This window comes from Methylobacterium mesophilicum, from assembly GCF_022179445.1.
GTDB classification, from domain to species: Bacteria; Pseudomonadota; Alphaproteobacteria; order Rhizobiales; family Beijerinckiaceae; genus Methylobacterium; species Methylobacterium mesophilicum.
The window spans coordinates 365,618-382,973 of the sequence record NZ_BPQU01000001.1 but is presented as its reverse complement, the minus strand read 5'-3'; the positions used below and the strand labels follow the sequence as shown (position 1 = coordinate 382,973).

The following is a 17,356-nucleotide window of genomic DNA, read 5'->3' as shown; positions in this document are numbered from 1 at the left end:
AGCGCGGAGCTGCCCCGGCAATAAGTCTCCAACCGCTGTCTGCGCACTCATTGCCCGTGGCCTGTTAACTACCCGGCTCGACAGATAAAAAAGAGTAGTCCGGTTGTTTTCATCACATCCCACCCGCCCAACGTCTCGATCGGGGTGTCTTACGCCGCCTTGGGCTTGGCCCGGGTCAGCAGCTTGCGGTTCACCAGCACCTCGGCGATCTGCACCGTGTTGAGGGCGGCGCCTTTGCGCAGGTTGTCCGACACGCACCAGAAGTTCAGGCCGTTCTCGATGGTCCCGTCCTCGCGGATGCGCGAGATGTAGGTGGCGTCCTCGCCCGCCGCCTCGTGCGGGGTCATGTAGCCGCCGTTCTCGCGCTTATCGATCACCAGGATGCCCGGTGCCGAGCGCAAGATTTCGGTGGCCCGCTCGGCCGAGAGCGGACGCTCGAACTCGACGTTCACCGCCTCGGCATGGCCGATGAACACCGGCACGCGCACGGCGGTCGCCGTCAGCTTGATCTTCGGGTCGAGCATCTTCTTGGTCTCGGCGACCATCTTCCACTCTTCCTTCGTGTAGCCATCCTCCATGAACACATCGATGTGGGGGATGACGTTGAAGGCGATCCGCTTGGTGAACTTGCCGCCTTCCTTGATGTCGCCGGCGGTGAACACGGCGCGGGTCTGGTTGAACAGCTCGTCCATCGCCTCCTTGCCGGCGCCGGAGACCGACTGGTAGGTCGAGACCACCACGCGCTTGATCGTGGCCGCCTCGTGCAACGGCTTCAGGGCGACGACGAGCTGGGCGGTCGAGCAGTTCGGGTTGGCGATGATGTTGCGCTTGGTGAAGCCCACGATCGCGTCGGCATTCACCTCCGGCACGATCAGCGGCACATCCGAGTCGTAGCGGAACGCCGACGAGTTATCGATCACCACGCAGCCCTGCTGGCCGATGCGGGGCGACCACTCCTTGGAGGTCTCGCCGCCCGCCGACATCAGGCAGATGTCCGTGTCGGAGAAGTCGTAGGTGTCGAGGACTTTGACCTTGAGCGTTTTGTCGCCGAAGGAGACTTCCTGACCCTGGCTGCGGCGCGAGGCCAGCGCCACGACCTCGTCGGCGGGGAAGGCCCGCTCGGCCAGGATATCCAGCATCTCACGGCCCACGTTTCCCGTGGCGCCTACGATGGCGACCTTGTAACCCATCTCTCGTCTCCGCGCGGAAAGCCCCGGCCGATCCGGGTGCCGCGCTCCTGCCAGCAAAATCGGCCGAAGAATCGTTCGCGCCGAAGGGGCACCCGCCGAACGGGCACGGCCGCGAACACCCACGAGGTGGGTGCGGCAGCCGCTTCGAGCAAGGCGCCGATGGCGCGGGGCTGTCAAGACCGGCGGCTGCGGCGCAAGGATCGATTCACCCTGTGGCGGGAATGCCGGGCATGACGCCCCGTTGGAGGGTGGTGATCAACCCGGTGCAGCGATGATCGGAGGGCGGCCGAGACTTCCGGCCGAGACCTGCGGCCGTCCGCACGGGGCATCATGCAAGCCGACGATCCGAGCCCAGATACGGAGCGCTCGCCCGAACCGCCCGAAGGCCGCCGCAAGCTCTCGCTCACCGGTTTGGGCCTGCGCCTGGTCGCGGCTTCGGCGATGATCGCCACACTCTATCTCTATGCCAAACCTGCGACGCCGACGTCTCCGGAATCCGTGGTCGCGGACCGGGTCGAGGTGCCCTTCGTGCCGTCGACCCCCGCCGCGAAGGTTCCCACCGTGGCGGCGCCCGCCCGTTTCGGGCTCACGGAACCCGGGATCGATCCGGTCCGGATCATGCCTGGCCGGATCGACCCCACGACCGGCCTGCGGGAGGATGCGCTGGCGCGCGGTGCATTCGAGGCGCTTGACGCCCCGGCGCTCCGGGTCACGCTGATCCGCGGCGACGCCGCTGCGGCGGCGCCGGGCTTGTTCATCCTGATGGCCCGGCGTGCGGCGGGCGGAGCGGCCACCGACGGGCCGTCGCTGGCGGTGGTCCGGACCGGGCCGGGCGGCCGGATCGTCACCAAGTTCGGGGCCGTGGAAACGCTGGAAGTGACCCTCGGAGGCCCGGCACGCCGCACCTGCACCGGCTTCGTCACCCGCGACCGGACGTTCCGCCTCGACGGCTGGCTCTGTGCCCCGCTCGGTCATCCCCCCGAAGAGCGCGCGCTGGGCTGCATGATCGACGCGCTCAGCCTCGACGATCCGGCCGATCCCGACGCGACCGCGGCGTTCCTGGCTCCCCGCCCCGACCGCGGATGCAGCGTGGCGACGGTGGCGGACGCCTCCGATCCGACCGGTTCGATCGGTCACCGGCGGGCGCGCACGAAAAAATGAGGCCAGAATACGGCAAATCCCCGAAGCTCGGCCATTTTCATGGAACCACAGCCCCACTCAAGCGTCGTTCTATCAAAGGCGGCGAACTGTTAAGCTTCGGTCGCCATACTGGTGGCACTCACAGACAAGGTTGGCCATGCGCTCGCTTAAGATCGCTCTTCTCGGCGTCATCGCCGCCACCGGCTTCGGCGCCCTGGCGTCCGCGCCCGCCCAGGCCCAGGAGGGTTTCGGCCCGGGCCGCGTCTACAGCGTCAGCCGTCCGCTCCCGATCCGCGTCCGCCCGCGCAGCTGGCTCGACGCCGGCAACGTGCCGCTGACCTCGAACGTTCCGGGCGCCGGTGGTTCGCGGAACCCGGCCCTGAACCCCTACCTGATCGCCGCCTCGAACCAGCTGACGCCGGTCTATGGTCGCAACGATCGCTTCGACAGCGGATTGCTGCCCGATCCGATCACCAACGGCCCGTTCATCGGTGCGCGCTCCTCGGCAGTCCGGAATGTCGATCTGTCCTTTGTCGATCGGATCGATCCGACCTCGCCGCTCTACGGCCGCCCCTACTAAGCCGGACGCATTTTTTGAGAGTTGCGAAGCGCAGGCCCTCGGGTCCGCGTTTTTCGTTTTTGCGGGGCTTTTACCACGCGCCCCCACATCCGGGGGTGCGGGCGAAGCGGGCTTCGCAGAATCCATCCAGCCGGACCCGTGATCCCAGAAGCCCTCTGATCGAGGCCCAAAGATCGTTTACCGCCGGGCGCCTCAGGATGCGGGGGGAGACTGAGACATCAGGATGATCGCCTCTGCCTGCATCGGCGCCGCGCGGACTACTTGACCTGCACGCTGTCGACGACGGTGCGGAACTTGGCGAGCACGCCGGTCCGCTGGTCCTCTCGGACCACGCCCAGGGCCCGCAGATAGCCGTCCGGGTTGAATCGGATCGTCTGCGAGACGACCACGGGCACGTTGGTGGGCATGTCGACGGCCCGGGCGACGATCTCGTGCCAGTCGACTCCGTTCGAGCGGTAGCTCTGCGCGCGCTCGATCACGAAGTCCTTCATGGTCTGGTTGGAGGCCAGGGCCGCCCGGGCGAAGCCGTCCCGCTGCTCGGCGGTGGGTGGCTGCTGGACGGCTTGGGCGAGGACCAGGATCGGCTGTTCCAGGTTCTGCATCTGGTCCTTCGGACCCGCGGTGAGCAGGACCAAATTGCCCGCCATCACGCGCACCGGCCGGAACCCGGCCATGTCGCCGATGCGGAAGGGCAGCGCGTCGACCTGCTGGGTCAGTGTCAGGGCCGGGCGCAGGGTGACGCCGGTCACCAGCTTGCGCATCGTCTCCTCGGTCTCCGCATCCGGAAGCGCCTGCGCGATGATCAGGCCGGTCACGGAGGGCGTACCTACCACGAGGATCCACTTGCGGATCGCCGGCGCGGTGGCGTTCGGGTCGGCGGGCTGCTCGCCGGTGTAGAGCATACCTTCGTTGTCGCCGATCTTGACCTCTTCGCGTTTCTCCACCGCGAAGCCCTGGCTGAGCAGGTTCGCGTCGGTGAAGCCGCTCACGAGTTCCGCGAACGCGTTCGGCGGCAACTCCACCACCGAAACGGTGGCGCCGCCCTCCTTGCGCTCGAAACCCGAGAAGCGCCGCGACAGCGACATGTCGGCCGGCGGTTCGAAGCCGAACCGGGAGCCCGGCGGGAAGACCGGTTCGGCGGCCTGCGCCACGGAGCCGAGTCCGGCCAGCAGGACGGCCAGGGACAGAACCCGCCCGGGACGCAGCGTCAGGTTACCCACCAGCATCGGAAACCGGTTCTCCTCAAGCCAAAGCCCACATAGGCTCGCCTTGTGCGATGGGTCCGACGGCGGGCAGCCGGTGTCAAGCGCCTGCGGGATCAGGAGATCGGGAGATCCGTTGCCGCGCCGTCACGTCGGCGGCGCGCCGACCCGGCGCAGCGTCAGGTTGCAGCGCCCGCCCGCCGGCAGGAAGCCCGGCTGCGGGTTCTCGGCGAGCAGGCCGTCGTCCGGGTAGAGGCGGTCGATCCCGTGGTGGATCAGACGCGAGGCGCCGCCGATGACCAGGGCGTCGCCGGGCCGAAGGCGTACCGAGCGCGTCGGGTCCGAGCGTTGGAGGCCGCCGTAGCGGAACAGCGCCTCCGCCCCCAAGGACAGGGACAGCACCGGAGCGGAAAAGTCGGCCTCGTCACGGTCCTGGTGCAGGCCCATGCGGGCGCCGGGGCCGTAAAGATTGATCAGGCAGGCCTCCGGCGACGCCGGGAAGCCGGCGAGCGCTTCCCAGGCGACCAGGGCGGTCGGCGGGATCGGCGGCCACGGCGCGCCAGTGCCGGGATGGGTCGGCTGGTACCGGTATCCGTGACGGTCGGACACCCAGCCGAGCGGGCCGGCATTCGACATCCGGACGGAGAACGGTTTCCCCGTCCGCGGCATGGACGGGGTGACGGGCGGCGCGGCGGACAGGACAGCCGCGACCTCGGCGGCGAGGCGCGTGCGGGCGGCCATGTCCAGGAATCCCGCGTGGAGGATCAGCCCAGGCGCGAGCTCGGTCGGCAATCAGACACCCGCCGCGAGGTCGCGGGTCAGGATATCCTTGGAGGCCACCGTGGTGGTGGCGTCGAGCCGGTAGATCAGCGGCTCGCCGGTCCTGATCTCCAGGTTGGCGACGGTGTCCGGCCCCAGGTGGTCGAGCACCATCACCAGGGACCGCAGGGAATTGCCGTGGGCTGCGACCAGCACCCGCTGGCCGGCCATCACCCGCGGCAGGATCGTCTCGATGTAGAAGGGCAGCACCCGGGCCGCCGTGTCCTTGAGGCTCTCACCCCCGGGCGGCCGGATGTCGTAGGAGCGCCGCCAGTTGTGGACCTGCGCCTCACCCCACCTGGCGATGGCATCGTCCTTGTTGAGGCCGGCCAGGTCGCCGTAATCACGCTCGTTCAGCGCCTGGGCGCGCACGACCTCGATGTCCGAAACGCCCATCGCCTCCAGCATCAGTGCGCAGGTGTGCTGGGCCCGGACGAGTTCGGACGTGAAGGCGACGTCGAATCCGTAGCCCGCGCGCCGGAGCGCCCGTCCCGCGGCCTGCGCCTCGGCGACGCCCCGTTCGGTCAGCCCCGGATCGCGCCAGCCGGTGAACAGGTTCTTGAGGTTCCATTCGCTCTGGCCGTGGCGAGCGAGGACGAGCAGGCGCTCCATCGGACGGTCGTATTCCTTGATGCTGGTCTATAGCCCGAGCACATCCGCCATCGAGTAGAGACCCGGCGGCTTCGGGTGCGCCCAGAGGGCGGCCTTCACGGCGCCGGCGGCGAACAACCCGCGGTCGGCGGCGTGGTGGCTGATGGTCAGGCTCTCGCCGGCGCCGGCGAAGATTACGCTGTGGTCGCCGACCACGGAGCCGCCCCGCAACGTGGCGAAGCCGATGTCGCCCGGCTTACGGGCGCCCGTATGCCCGTCCCGGGTCGAGACCCGCACGTTTTTGAGGTCGACCCCCCGCCCCTCGGCGGCGGCCTCGCCCAGGAGCAACGCCGTACCGGAGGGCGCGTCCACCTTCATCCGGTGGTGCATCTCGGTGATCTCGATGTCGAACTCGTCGCCCAGCGCCTTGGCGACCCGGCGGACCAACTCGGCCATTAGGTTGATGCCGAGCGACATGTTGCCGGAGCGCACGAGGCGGGCGTGGTAGGCGGCAGCCTGCAGCTTCGCGAGGTCGTCGTCGGACAGGCCGGTCGTCCCGATCACGTGGACGATGCGCGCCTGGGCGGCCAGCTCGGCGAATTGCACGGTGGCGGCCGGCGCCGTGAAATCGAGCACGCCGTCGGCGGTCGCGAACGCGGTCAACGGGTCGTCGGTCACCGGCACGTCGAGGGGCGGGAGGCCGGCGAGCGGCCCGGCATCCTGGCCGAGGACCGGCGAGCCCTCGCGCTCGATCGCCGCCGCCAGGGTGCACCCCTCGGCTTCGGACACCGCGCGGATCAACATCCGCCCCATGCGCCCGTCCGCGCCGACCACCACGAGCCGCATCTGTCGTTCCTATCGTCGTTCCGTCTCGGACGACCCTGGCCGATGCCGGGCGCGCCATCAATGGGCCCAACCTCGGCGCAGGGCCGTCGGGTTCCCGCGTCGCCGCTTCGAGGAGCGCGACCCGGGAACCCGGATCGGCTCAGGCCTTCTCGGGGGCGATCGCCTCGAGGCCGCCGATGTGCTTCTGCGCGTAGAGCGGCAGGCCGATCTGCCGGATCAGCTCGAGCTGGGTCTCGAGGAAGTCGATATGGCCTTCCTCGTCCGTGGCCAGATCCTCGAACAGGTTCTTCGAGACGCGCTCGTTGATCGATTCGCAGTACTGAGCGGCCTCGAGATAGAGGCTGCGGGCGCCGTTCTCGGCGGCCAGATCGCACTCGATGATCTCCTGCACGGTCTGGCCGATGCGCAGCGGCTCCAGCTCCTGCAGGTTCGGGAATCCGTCGAGGAACAGGATCCGGTCGACGAATCGATCCGCGTGGTTCATCTCCTCGATCGATTCCTTGCGCCAGAACTTGGCGAGATCGATATAGCCCCAGTCATTGAGCATCCGGAAATGCAGCCAGTACTGGCTGACTGCAGTCAGCTCGCTCTTCAGGCCGCGATTCAGATACTCGATGACCTTGGTGTCGCCCTTCATGGCCCCCGTACTCCTAACAGCTCTTCGAGCGGGGGGGCTTAGGCGTCACGCCGTGATCCCGTCCTCCGCAGTTTGGAATAAGACCAAACTGCAAGCGCTAGCGCAAGTCGTGGAGCATTCATGGCTGCCCTGAGCCGCCGCCGCTTCTCCCAGCGCGCTGCGCATGATCTCCCGAATGGTCCGGGCGCAGCGGCCGCATTTCGGGCTGCAGCCGAGGCAGGCGTAGACCTGCGCCGGGGTGCGGGGACAACCCGGGCCGGGCGACAGGCAGCTGCGAACGGCGCCATCGGACAGGACGTTGCAAGAACAGACGATCATGCGCGCTGCAGAACCCGTCTTCCTCGGGCCTAACCCGACCATGTCGGGCGAGGCGTTTCGGACCTACCAGATTAGAACGACTGAAAAGTAGCAGGCTTTTCAATATCTTACTGGTCATCGGGGAGATGGCATCCACGCCGGCTTTGGTCAAGGCGGCGCAAATCACAGCGATTCGATCGAATCGTCCTCGCTTGATCAACCGATGCGGTGGCGCTGACCGGCGGATCTCAGCGCGCGAGTTCGCGCAGCCCGAGCCGAATCAGGACCTTGGCCTCGGCCCCCTCTTCCGCCCCCTTGAGGGCCGCCGCGATGGCCGAGGCTGCCTGCACCTGCGGATAGCCGAGATTGACCAGCGCCGAGATCGCGTCGGCCACCGGCCTGGGCGCCGCGCCCTCCTCGACGGCGCCGGTGAGGGCGACCAGGGCCGGGTCGATCGGTGCGAAGGTGGGCGCCTTGTCTTTCAGCTCGGCGGTCAGCCGGGCGGCGAGCCGCGGCCCGACGCCCGGCGCCCGGCTGATCGTGCCCTTGTCGCCGGTGGCGATGGCGCTCGCCAGGGCATCGGGTTCCAGCACCGACAGGATCGCCAGGGCGACCCGGGCGCCGACGCCCTGGACGGTCTGGAGAAGCCGGAACCACTCCCGCTCGGCATCCGAGCGGAAGCCGTAGAGCCGGATCATGTCCTCGCGGACATGCGTCTCGATCGAAAGGTCCGCCGGCTCTCCGACCTTCGGCATGCGCTGGAGCGTGCGCGCGGAACAATGCGCGATGTAGCCGACGCCGGAGACGTCGAGGATCACGAAATCCTCGCCGAACGAATCCACCACGCCCTTGAGCTTGCCGATCATTCTGTGCCCGTCCGCTGTCGTCGCGATGCCTATAGAAGCCGGGGCGCGTCCGCCAGACGCGCTTGAGCCCGTGGGCACTTCGTGGAATCAGGGTCGCCGTGACGGCCAGGCTTGAGGACGATCGAGATCCGGCCGGACGAGCGGGGAAACGACCATGCGCGCGCCCATTCTCGCCCTGATCGGTCTTCTGTGCCTCGGCCCCGCCCGGGCCGCGGACGATCCGACCGCCACGGCGCCGAGCAAGGACCCGACCCAGGTCCGGCCGGGCGCCTACGTCCTGGATCCGGATCACGGCAAGGTCACGTGGTCGGTGAGCCATCTGGGCTACTCGACCTATTACGGGCAGTTCACCGGCCTGACCGGCACGCTCACGCTCGACCCGAAGGCACCCGACAAGAGCCGCCTGGAGGTCAGCGTCCCGCTCAGCGGGGTCAGCACGGGCAGCAGCCGCCTGAACGAGCATCTGGCGGCGGCGGACTTCTTCGACACGACCAAGTTCCCGAGTGCCACCTTCACGGCTACCGCGGTGGAGCCGACGAGCCCGACCACCGCGCGGATCACCGGCGATCTGACCCTGCGCGGCGTCACCCGTCCGCTGGCGATCGACGCGACGTTCAACCAGGCGGGCATCCACCCGGTGGACAAGCGATACACCGTCGGCTTCGACGGACGCGCCCTGGTGAAGCGCTCGGATTACGGCGTGAACGCCTACCTGCCGGCCCTGGGCGACGAGGTTTCGCTGCGCATCGAGGGCGAGTTCAAGGCGGCCCCATGAGCTGCAGGCAGGAGCGTCGGACCGGCGGATCGGCGCATTCGGACGGGCTTTGCGTTGGCGCGGGCGCCCGCACCGGTATAGGCAGCCCGGGTCGCGCCCTCGCCGCGGACGGGTCGCCGGATACGTCCGGGCTCGCCGCGCCAACCGCTGCCATGGAGGTCTGAGCGTTGCGTGGAGCTTGGCTGATCTCGGTTCTGGTGCTGGCGGGTCCGGCCTGCGCGCAGATTCCTGCGCCGCCCGCGCCCTCTCCGCTCGACAATTATGCCGAGGCGGCGGCCACGACCATCATCGCCGAGCAGGCCTGTCCGGGCATCCAGGTGAAGGCCGGGCAGCTCACGACCCTGCGGCTCGCCACCAAGGTCGGCGCCGCGCAGGAAGCCATCCTGCAGGAGAAACTGCGGACCCGGGCCACGCAGGTCCGGCAGCAGCTCGCCGCCGACGGGCGGGAGGCATGGTGCAGCCAGGCGCTCGCCGCATTCGGCCCCCAGGGCAGCGTCGCCAAGGGCATTCTCGCAACCGGCGCGCCGATCCGCTGATCCCGTCCAGGATTGACACGGGGCCACCCCGCCCCTACTGACCCGGCATGGCGCGCGGCCTCCTCGACGAGGTCCGCGCGTTTCGCGTTGTCCGGGTCCGCCCGTGCAATGACTTCAAACAAGAAGCCGGTCCAGGGGCAGCCGCCCCGGAGGCCGTTTGAGAACACGAGAGCAACGATGTTCGCAGTCATCAAGACGGGCGGCAAGCAGTACCGCGTCGCCGCCAACGACACCATCACCATCGCCACCCTGCCGGGCGAGGCCGGTGAAACCGTGACCTTCGGTGAGGTCCTCCTGTTCGCAGACGGTGCGGGCGCGACGCAGGTCGGTGCGCCGACCCTGTCGGGCATCAGCGTCACGGGCGAGATCGTGAGCCACGGCCGCGACAAGAAGGTCATCGCCTTCAAGAAGCGCCGCCGCCAGAACTCGCGCCGCAAGCGCGGTCACCGCCAGCACCACACCGTGGTGCGCATCACCGCCATCTCCGCGTGATCGAGCGCGGGCCTCCCGGTAGGCCCGCGATCCGCGCGACCCACACGCATTCGGAGCAGATCCCATGGCACACAAGAAAGCAGGCGGCTCGTCCCGCAACGGCCGCGATTCGGCCGGCCGTCGTCTCGGCGTCAAGAAGTTCGGCTCGGAAGCCGTGATCCCGGGCAACATCATCGTGCGCCAGCGCGGCACGAAATGGCATCCCGGCAGCAATGTCGGCATGGGCAAGGACCACACGCTGTTCGCGCTGGTCCCGGGCCATGTCCGCTTCGAGACGCGCCGCGGGCGCGAGTTCGTAGCCGTAACCCCGCTGGCCCTGGCCGCGGAATAACAGGCGGGCGCCCGAGCGGCGAAGCTGGCGTCCCGCCCGGTGTCCCACACCGGACCGGAGACGTCGATGCCGAGCCCCTGACGGGACGGATCGGACGGAACACCGGGGAGGATGGGGCACCATCCTCCCCTTCGTCGTCTTGAGGCGGTGTCCCGGAGCCGGGAACGCCGCCCTGCGAGGGCATGATGTTCCCCGATCTCACCCGCGACGACGTCTTCCGGATCGAGACGCGCAGGCTTTGGCTGCGCTGGCCGACCGCCAAGGACAGGGACGCGGTCCTGAAGCTGGCGGGCGACCGTTCCGTGGCCGAGATGACCGCGCGAATCCCGCATCCGCTCGACCGGCACACCGTCGATGCGTTCCTGCTCGGCACGCGGGTCGCCAACACCGACGGCAGCGGCCTGACGCTGGCGCTGACCGAGCGGTCGGCCCCGGCCAACCTGATCGGTCTGGTCGGGATCTCAGGTGGTGGGACGCAGCCGCATCTCGGATATTGGCTCGGCCGGCCCTGGTGGGGCAACGGCCTGATGGGCGAGGCCGCGCGGGCCCTGGTCCATGCCTATTTCGCCTATGCGGGCGGGGGCCGGATCGAAGCTTCGGCCCTGCCGGCGAACCCGGCCTCCCGGCGTGTCTTGGAAAAGGTCGGTTTCCGGATGACCGGGCGCGGCCCGCGCGCCTGCCCGGCCCGCGGCGGCGACCGGGAGGTCGACTTCTTCGGCCTCGACCGCAACGACTGGGCGGCCCATGTGGAGGCTTCCGACTCCCCGGCGGAACTCGCGGCGGCGTCCTGAATCACAGCGTTCCGGCCTCCCCGAAGGGAGGGGCCGGGCGCGGCGTCGAACAGTCCGACGCACCCACTCTATGCCTCGACGCCCCCCGGGTTGCCGAGGCTAGCCAGCGACGAGATGCACCGTGAAATTCCTCGACGAAGCCAAGGTCTATGTCCGCTCCGGTGACGGCGGTCCCGGCTGCGTCTCGTTCCGGCGGGAGAAGTTCATCGAGTTCGGCGGCCCGAACGGCGGCGACGGCGGCCGCGGCGGCGACGTCTGGGTCGAGTGCGTCGAGGGGCTCAACACCCTGATCGACTACCGTTATCAGCAGCACTTCAAGGCTAAGAAGGGCGAGCACGGCATGGGCTCGAACTGCCACGGCGCCAACGGCTCCGATGTGGTTCTGAAGGTCCCGGCCGGCACGCAGATCTTCGCCGAGGACGGCGAGATCCTGATCGCCGACCTCACCGAGGTCGGCCAGAAGATCCGACTCGCCAAGGGCGGGAACGGCGGCTTCGGCAACGCCTACTTCACCACCTCCACGAACCGCGCGCCCAAGCACGCCAATCCGGGTCTCGAGGGCCAGGAGATGTGGATCTGGCTGCGGCTCAAGCTGATCGCAGATGCCGGCCTGGTCGGCCTGCCCAATGCCGGCAAGTCGACCTTCCTGGCGAGCGTCACCGCGGCCAAGCCGAAGATCGCCGACTATCCGTTCACCACCCTGCATCCGGGCCTGGGCGTTGTCCGCTCGGACAACCGCGAGTTCGTGCTCGCCGACATCCCGGGCCTGATCGAGGGCGCCCACGAGGGCGTCGGGTTGGGCGACAAGTTCCTGGCCCATGTCGAGCGTTGCCGGGTGCTGCTGCACTTGGTCGACGGCACCACCGAGCATGCCGGCAAGACCTACAAGCTGGTCCGCGGCGAGATCGAAGCCTACGGCAACGGCCTGGCCGACAAGCCCGAGATCGTGGCGCTCTCGAAGGCCGACGCACTGGATGCGGAAACGCTCAAGAGCCAGGTCGCCAAGCTGAAGCGCGCCGCCGGCCGGGCGCCGCTGGTGCTGTCGTCGGCCAGCCGTAAGGGCGTCCCGGAGGCGCTCCGGGCGATCCAGACCGAGATCGATGCGCGCATGGCTGAGGAGGCGAATGCCCGGCCCGTCGTGGCTTGGGAGCCGTGAGTGACGGGGCGGGACCCACCGGTTAAGTTGATCTCGGAAAGATTCCGATGACGCAGCAAGTGACGATTCGCGACGAGGATTTTCAGCTGGCCCGCGATAGTGCTGGACGGCTTGGGACCTCGCTCGACGAAGCGGTCGCGAAGGCTCTTCACGACCTCCACCGCAGCACGGCGCCGGAAAGCACCCTCGAACCCGGGAGACAGGCCGAACTCGACGCAATCCGCGCCCTGGTGGCCGAGGCCCACCAGCATATCATTCCCGGAGCCTTCAACGATCACGGATGGCTCTACGACTGGAACGGCCTGCCGGCATGATTGCGCTGGACAGTTCCGCCCTCGTGGCGATCGCGCTCGAGGAGTCTGAGGGGCGAATCTTCGACGAGTTGATCGTGCTGGCTTACAGGCCATCGCCTTGAGATTGTCCACGCTCGCCTGTGGACGCCCTCGCAGAACCGCCGCTGCAACCGCGCATCCTTCGTCCAAACCGCACCCGATGCCTCGTCTCTGCGAAGAACAATGATCCCGGCCCTCGAAGAATTCCGCCGCATCGTCATCAAGGTCGGGTCGTCCCTTCTGGTCGATCGCAAGGCTGGCCGGCTGCGCCATGCCTGGTTGGCGGCTCTGGCCGAGGACATCGCGGAGTTGCATGGGCGCGGCGTCGACGTGCTGGTCGTGTCCTCCGGCAGCATCGCGCTCGGCCGGACGGTGCTGGGCCTGCCGCCGGGGATCCTGCGGCTGGAAGAGAGCCAGGGCGCGGCCTCCGTGGGGCAGATCACCCTGGCCCGGCATTGGGCCGAGGCGCTCGGGCATCACGGCATCGTGGCCGGCCAGATCCTGGTGACCCCGCAGGACACCGAGGAGCGCCGCCGCTACCTCAACGCCCGGGCCACCGTGCTGAAGCTCCTGGAGATGCGCGCCGTCCCGGTGGTCAACGAGAACGACACCGTGGCGACCTCCGAGATCCGCTACGGCGACAACGACCGGCTGGCCGCCCGGGTCGCCACCATGATCGACGCCGACGTGCTGGTGCTGTTTTCGGACATCGACGGCCTTTACACCGCGCCGCCCCTGTCGGATCCCGATGCGCGGCATCTGCCCATGGTCGAGCGCATCACCCCGGAGATCGAGGCGATGGCCGGCGGCCCCGCTTCGGAGCTGTCCCGGGGCGGCATGCGCACCAAGGTCGAGGCGGCCAAGATCGCGGCCTCCGGGGGCACGCACCTCGTCATCGCGGACGGGCGGGGCAAGAACCCCCTGAAGGCGGTGCGGGAGGGCGCGCGCTGCACGTGGTTCCTGTCCGGCTCCACCCCGACCGCGGCGCGCAAGACCTGGATCGCGGGCTCCCTGGAGCCGCGCGGGACGCTGACCATCGATGCCGGGGCCGCGAAGGCGCTGCTCGGCGGGGCGAGCCTGCTGCCGGTGGGCGTGCGGGCGATCGAGGGGAGCTTCTCCCGGGGCGACGCGGTGATGATCCGCGATCCCGACGGGCGCGTTCTGGGTCGCGGCCTCGTGGCCTACGACAGCGCCGAGGCGGCACTGATCATCGGCCATCCGAGCGCGCGCATACCGGACTTGCTCAACTATCCCGGCCGAGCCTGGATGGTGCACCGCGATGATCTGGCGTTGTTTTAGGCTGGACTGATTCTGATCAATTATCGTCACCTCGAAAACCGGGTGATCTCTGTCACGTTCGGTGGGCCGGCGCACTTGTAGCTCCATCGCTCGATGTGCAAATACCGCTTCACCCCCTGTCGGGCCGGGTTTTGCGGCCCCCGAACACCGAGGACGCCAGCGTGCCCGTCCTGAACCTGAGATCCGACCTCGCCGAGGCCGATGCCCTGCCGGAATTGATGGCGGCGATCGGTCGGCGGGCGCGCGTCGCCGGCCGGCGCATGGCGCTCGCCTCGGCCCAGACGAAGGACCGGGCCCTCCGGCTCATCGCCGAGCGCCTGCGGGCGAACGCCGCGGAGATCCTGCGGGAGAACGCCCGCGACGTCGCCGCCGCCCGCCAGGCCGGCCAGAGCGCCGCCCTGATCGACCGGCTCGCCCTCGATGCCGGCCGCGTCGCGGCGATCGCGGATTCCGTCGATAAGGTCGGCTCCCTGGCCGATCCGGTCGGGCGCCAGCTCGCCGCGATCGAGCGGCCGAACGGCCTGCTGATCGAGCGTATCGCGGTGCCGCTCGGCGTTATCGGCGTGATTTTCGAGAGCCGCCCCAACGTCACAGCGGATGCCGGCGCACTCTGCCTCAAGGCCGGCAACGCCGCGATCCTGCGCGCCGGCTCGGACAGCCATCGCAGTGCCATGGCCATCGCGAAGGCGATGAGCGAGGGCTTGGCCGAGGCCGGCCTGCCGGCCGACGCGATCCAGCTAGTCCCGACCCGGGACCGTGCCGCGGTCGGGCTGATGCTCGGCGGCCTCGACGGTTGCATCGACGTGATCGTGCCCCGGGGCGGGCGCGGCCTCGTGGAGCGCGTCCAGGCCGAGGCGCGGGTGCCGGTCTTCGCCCATCTCGACGGCGTCAACCACGTCTACGTCGCGGCCGGGGCGGATCTCGACATGGCGCTGGCCGTGGTGCTCAACAGCAAGATGCGCCGGACCAGCGTCTGCGGCGCGGCCGAGACGCTGCTGGTGGATCGCGCCTGCGCGGCGACCCACCTCGCCCCCCTGGTCCGCACCCTGCTCGATGTCGGCTGCGCGGTGCGCGGCGATGCCGAGGTCCAGAATGTGGATTCCCGGGTGACCGCGGTCTCCGAGGATGACTGGCACACCGAGTATCTCGACGCGATCATCGCGGCCCGCGTGGTCGACGGGATCGACGCGGCGATCGAGCATATCGAGACCTACGGCTCGCATCACACCGACGCGATCATCACCGGCGACCGCGCCGAGGCCACGCGCTTCCTGGCGGAGGTCGATTCGGCGATCGTCACCCACAACGCCTCGACCCAGTTCGCCGACGGCGGCGAGTTCGGCTTCGGGTCCGAGATCGGCATCGCCACCGGTCGGATGCATGCCCGCGGCCCTGTGGGCGTGGAGCAGCTGACCACGTTCAAGTACCGGGTCCACGGCAGCGGCCAGATCCGCCCGTGATCCCGTCCGAGGCGATGGCCCCAGAAGTCCCGGCGTGCGGCTGACCCTGCCGCCGAGCGCTCCCGGCATGCGGATCGGCCTCTACGGCGGATCCTTCAATCCGGCCCATCGCGGCCACCGCCACGTCACCGTGACGGCGTTACGGCGGCTCGGGCTGGATCGGGTCTGGTGGCTGGTCAGCCCGGGCAACCCGCTCAAGAGCCGGATCGCCCTGCCCTCCGTGGAAGCGCGCTGCGCGCAGGCCCGCGACATCGCCCGGCATCCGCGCATCGCTGTGACCGGCATCGAGGCGGCCCTGGGCGTGCGCTTCACGGTCCAGACCCTGCGTTACCTGACCCGCCGCTGCCCCGGGGTGCACTTCGTCTGGATCATGGGGGCGGATTCGCTCGCCACCTTCCACCGCTGGAAAGGCTTCGCGGAGATCGCGCGGCTCGTCCCCATCGCGATCATCGACCGACCCGGCTACACGATGACGCCTCTGAGCGCCCGGGCGGCCCATCGGCTGGCGCAGGCCCGGGTGCCGGAGGCGGCGGCGCACACCCTGCCGGTGCGCCCGCCGCCGGCCTGGACGTTCCTCCACGGACCCCGATCGCCCCTGTCGTCGACCGAGATCCGCAATGGCCGCGGGGGGACTCCGGGGCCTCCGCACGCGACGCAGTTGCAATCGCCGCACGTTACCGCCAATTTCATACCGGTTCGCGTGCCCTGAGAGGGCGGCGCGGCAACACGAGGAATCAGGACGCTGCCCGAGACTATTCACACGGAGACCATCCGCACCAACGCCCCCGTTCCGGAAGAGCCCGGGATGGCGCGCTCGGACGACCTGAAGGCGCTCGCCCTCTCGTGCCTCGACGAGATGAAGGCCGAGGAGACGATCGCGATCGACCTGGCGGGGAAGACCTCGCTGGCCGACACGATGATCATCGCGTCCGGCCGGTCGCAGCGCCATGTCGGCTCGATCGCCGACAAGTTCATTCAGGAAATGAAGACTCGTGGCTACGGCAACGCCCGGGTTGAGGGCATGCCGGCCTGCGACTGGGTCCTGATCGACGCCGGCGACGTGCTCGTGCACATCTTCCGTCCCGAGGTGCGCGGCTTCTACAACCTTGAGAAGATGTGGGGCGCGGACCGCCCGCTCGGACTAGCGGCGGACTAGCGGTTCGCCGACCCGCGCCGTCGTTGCGAGCGCAGCGAAGCAACCCGGTGATGCGCCACCTTCGAGGACCGCGCACCGCGCTGGATTGCTTTGCTGCGCTCGCGATGACGGTGAGGCGACGTCTGTCCCGCCCACCCCCTCATCCTGAGGTGCGGCAAACCCGCCGCGAAGGAGCCCTCCAGGCGTCGCGGCGATCCCCGGAAACCTCCTTTGGGGCCCGCTGACGCGGATCCCTCGGGGTGAGGGTGGGGATGGGACAGGCGTGGTCGAACCCTTTCGGACACAGCAAGAGATGCCTTCCCGTGCGCCTCGTCCTGGCAGCGATCGGCCGTCTGAAGGCCGGACCGGAGCGTGAGCTCGCGTCCCGGTATCGCGACCGCGCTGCACAGCTCGGCCGCGGCCTCGGCTTCCCCGCCTGCGACGGCGTCGAGATCGTGGAATCCCGGGCCCGCCGGGCGCCGGACCGCTGCGCCGAGGAGGCGTCCGCCCTATTGAGCCATCTGCCGCCCGGCGGAGTGCTGGTGGCCTACGACGAGCGCGGCCGCTCGGACATCGCCAGCGAAGTCCTGGCCGAGCGGATCGCCGGATGGCGCGACGCCGGCCGGCCGGCCCTGGTGGTGGCGATCGGCGGGCCGGACGGCCTCGATGCCTCAATTCGGACGAAGGCGGAGCTGATCCTGTCCTTCGGGGCCGCCACCCTGCCCCATGGACTCGTGCGCGTGCTCGCCCTGGAACAGATCTATCGCAGCCTGACCATTCTGGCCGGCCACCCGTATCATCGCGGCGAGCCGGGCTAGGGCACCGTGCGGAACGACGATGGTGCCAGGATCGGTGTCTTCCAAAGGTCGGCTCTGCGCGCC

At 69.2% G+C, this 17,356-nt stretch carries 22 protein-coding genes; 14 read left to right on the top strand and 8 right to left on the bottom strand.

Annotation, left to right across the window (positions count from 1 at the left end; all coding sequences use genetic code 11):
• Positions 1–149 precede the first annotated feature (149 nt).
• Positions 150–1,190, bottom strand: coding sequence for an aspartate-semialdehyde dehydrogenase (locus tag MFF40_RS01955; protein WP_147897804.1), 1,041 nt, complete (start codon positions 1,188–1,190; stop codon positions 150–152).
• A gap of 330 nt (positions 1,191–1,520) precedes the next feature.
• On the opposite strand from MFF40_RS01955, the gene MFF40_RS01950 reads away from it, so the two are divergent.
• Positions 1,521–2,351, top strand: a complete 831-nt coding sequence (locus tag MFF40_RS01950) for a hypothetical protein (RefSeq protein ID WP_238259513.1) — start codon at positions 1,521–1,523, stop codon at positions 2,349–2,351.
• Positions 2,352–2,487: 136 nt separating this feature from the next.
• Positions 2,488–2,910 carry a hypothetical protein gene (locus MFF40_RS01945; RefSeq protein WP_147854192.1) on the top strand — a complete coding sequence of 141 codons (423 nt, stop codon included), beginning with the start codon at positions 2,488–2,490 and terminating at the stop codon, positions 2,908–2,910.
• Between the two features lie 257 nt (positions 2,911–3,167).
• On the opposite strand, the gene MFF40_RS01940 is transcribed toward MFF40_RS01945, so the two are convergent.
• The 7 genes from MFF40_RS01940 to ruvA form a co-directional block, all read right to left on the bottom strand.
• Entirely contained in the window at positions 3,168–4,136 is a 969-nt protein-coding gene (locus MFF40_RS01940) for a hypothetical protein (RefSeq protein ID WP_238259512.1), read from the bottom strand.
• Positions 4,137–4,259: 123 nt separating this feature from the next.
• A complete protein-coding gene (locus tag MFF40_RS01935) occupies positions 4,260–4,904 on the bottom strand; it encodes an alpha-ketoglutarate-dependent dioxygenase AlkB (RefSeq protein ID WP_147854190.1) in 645 nt (214 codons plus the stop codon).
• Positions 4,905–5,543, bottom strand: a complete 639-nt coding sequence (locus tag MFF40_RS01930; RefSeq protein WP_147854189.1) for a 2,3-bisphosphoglycerate-dependent phosphoglycerate mutase — start codon at positions 5,541–5,543, stop codon at positions 4,905–4,907. It lies immediately after the preceding gene.
• A gap of 27 nt (positions 5,544–5,570) precedes the next feature.
• Complete coding sequence (gene dapB / locus MFF40_RS01925) at positions 5,571–6,368, bottom strand: 4-hydroxy-tetrahydrodipicolinate reductase (protein WP_147854188.1); 798 nt, start codon at positions 6,366–6,368, stop codon at positions 5,571–5,573.
• Positions 6,369–6,507: 139 nt separating this feature from the next.
• Entirely contained in the window at positions 6,508–7,005 is a 498-nt protein-coding gene (gene bfr / locus MFF40_RS01920; RefSeq protein ID WP_147854187.1) for a bacterioferritin, read from the bottom strand.
• A gap of 45 nt (positions 7,006–7,050) precedes the next feature.
• Entirely contained in the window at positions 7,051–7,323 is a 273-nt protein-coding gene (locus tag MFF40_RS01915) for a (2Fe-2S)-binding protein (protein WP_147897802.1), read from the bottom strand.
• Positions 7,324–7,550: 227 nt separating this feature from the next.
• Positions 7,551–8,168: a Holliday junction branch migration protein RuvA gene (gene ruvA, locus MFF40_RS01910; protein ID WP_147854185.1), complete on the bottom strand. Its 618-nt coding sequence runs from the start codon at positions 8,166–8,168 to the stop codon at positions 7,551–7,553.
• 154 nt (positions 8,169–8,322) lie between these two features.
• Between ruvA and MFF40_RS01905 the strand changes: the two genes are divergently transcribed.
• The 12 genes from MFF40_RS01905 to rlmH all read left to right on the top strand — a co-directional run bounded on the left by MFF40_RS01905 (position 8,323) and on the right by rlmH (position 17,293).
• Complete coding sequence (locus MFF40_RS01905) at positions 8,323–8,943, top strand: YceI family protein (protein WP_147854184.1); 621 nt, start codon at positions 8,323–8,325, stop codon at positions 8,941–8,943.
• A gap of 167 nt (positions 8,944–9,110) precedes the next feature.
• Entirely contained in the window at positions 9,111–9,479 is a 369-nt protein-coding gene (locus tag MFF40_RS01900; protein WP_147854183.1) for a hypothetical protein, read from the top strand.
• A 177-nt stretch (positions 9,480–9,656) separates the two neighbouring features.
• Entirely contained in the window at positions 9,657–9,971 is a 315-nt protein-coding gene (rplU, locus tag MFF40_RS01895) for a 50S ribosomal protein L21 (RefSeq protein WP_147854182.1), read from the top strand.
• A gap of 64 nt (positions 9,972–10,035) precedes the next feature.
• Entirely contained in the window at positions 10,036–10,302 is a 267-nt protein-coding gene (gene rpmA, locus MFF40_RS01890; protein WP_147854181.1) for a 50S ribosomal protein L27, read from the top strand.
• A 185-nt stretch (positions 10,303–10,487) separates the two neighbouring features.
• The gene (locus tag MFF40_RS01885) at positions 10,488–11,093 is read left to right on the top strand and encodes a GNAT family N-acetyltransferase (RefSeq protein ID WP_147854195.1); all 606 of its coding nucleotides are present in this window, start codon (positions 10,488–10,490) and stop codon (positions 11,091–11,093) included.
• Between the two features lie 121 nt (positions 11,094–11,214).
• Entirely contained in the window at positions 11,215–12,249 is a 1,035-nt protein-coding gene (gene obgE / locus MFF40_RS01880; protein WP_147854180.1) for a GTPase ObgE, read from the top strand.
• A 47-nt stretch (positions 12,250–12,296) separates the two neighbouring features.
• Positions 12,297–12,563 (top strand): hypothetical protein, encoded by a 267-nt coding sequence (locus tag MFF40_RS01875; protein ID WP_238259509.1) that lies wholly within the window; start codon positions 12,297–12,299, stop codon positions 12,561–12,563.
• A gap of 201 nt (positions 12,564–12,764) precedes the next feature.
• Positions 12,765–13,880 carry a glutamate 5-kinase gene (gene proB / locus MFF40_RS01870; RefSeq protein ID WP_238259507.1) on the top strand — a complete coding sequence of 372 codons (1,116 nt, stop codon included), beginning with the start codon at positions 12,765–12,767 and terminating at the stop codon, positions 13,878–13,880.
• A 161-nt stretch (positions 13,881–14,041) separates the two neighbouring features.
• Positions 14,042–15,340 (top strand): glutamate-5-semialdehyde dehydrogenase, encoded by a 1,299-nt coding sequence (locus MFF40_RS01865; protein ID WP_147897799.1) that lies wholly within the window; start codon positions 14,042–14,044, stop codon positions 15,338–15,340.
• A 34-nt stretch (positions 15,341–15,374) separates the two neighbouring features.
• Entirely contained in the window at positions 15,375–16,049 is a 675-nt protein-coding gene (locus MFF40_RS01860; protein ID WP_283206080.1) for a nicotinate-nucleotide adenylyltransferase, read from the top strand.
• 147 nt (positions 16,050–16,196) lie between these two features.
• A complete protein-coding gene (gene rsfS / locus MFF40_RS01855; RefSeq protein WP_378997428.1) occupies positions 16,197–16,496 on the top strand; it encodes a ribosome silencing factor in 300 nt (99 codons plus the stop codon).
• Positions 16,497–16,798: 302 nt separating this feature from the next.
• Positions 16,799–17,293: a 23S rRNA (pseudouridine(1915)-N(3))-methyltransferase RlmH gene (gene rlmH, locus MFF40_RS01850; protein WP_238259506.1), complete on the top strand. Its 495-nt coding sequence runs from the start codon at positions 16,799–16,801 to the stop codon at positions 17,291–17,293.
• Positions 17,294–17,356 lie beyond the last annotated feature (63 nt).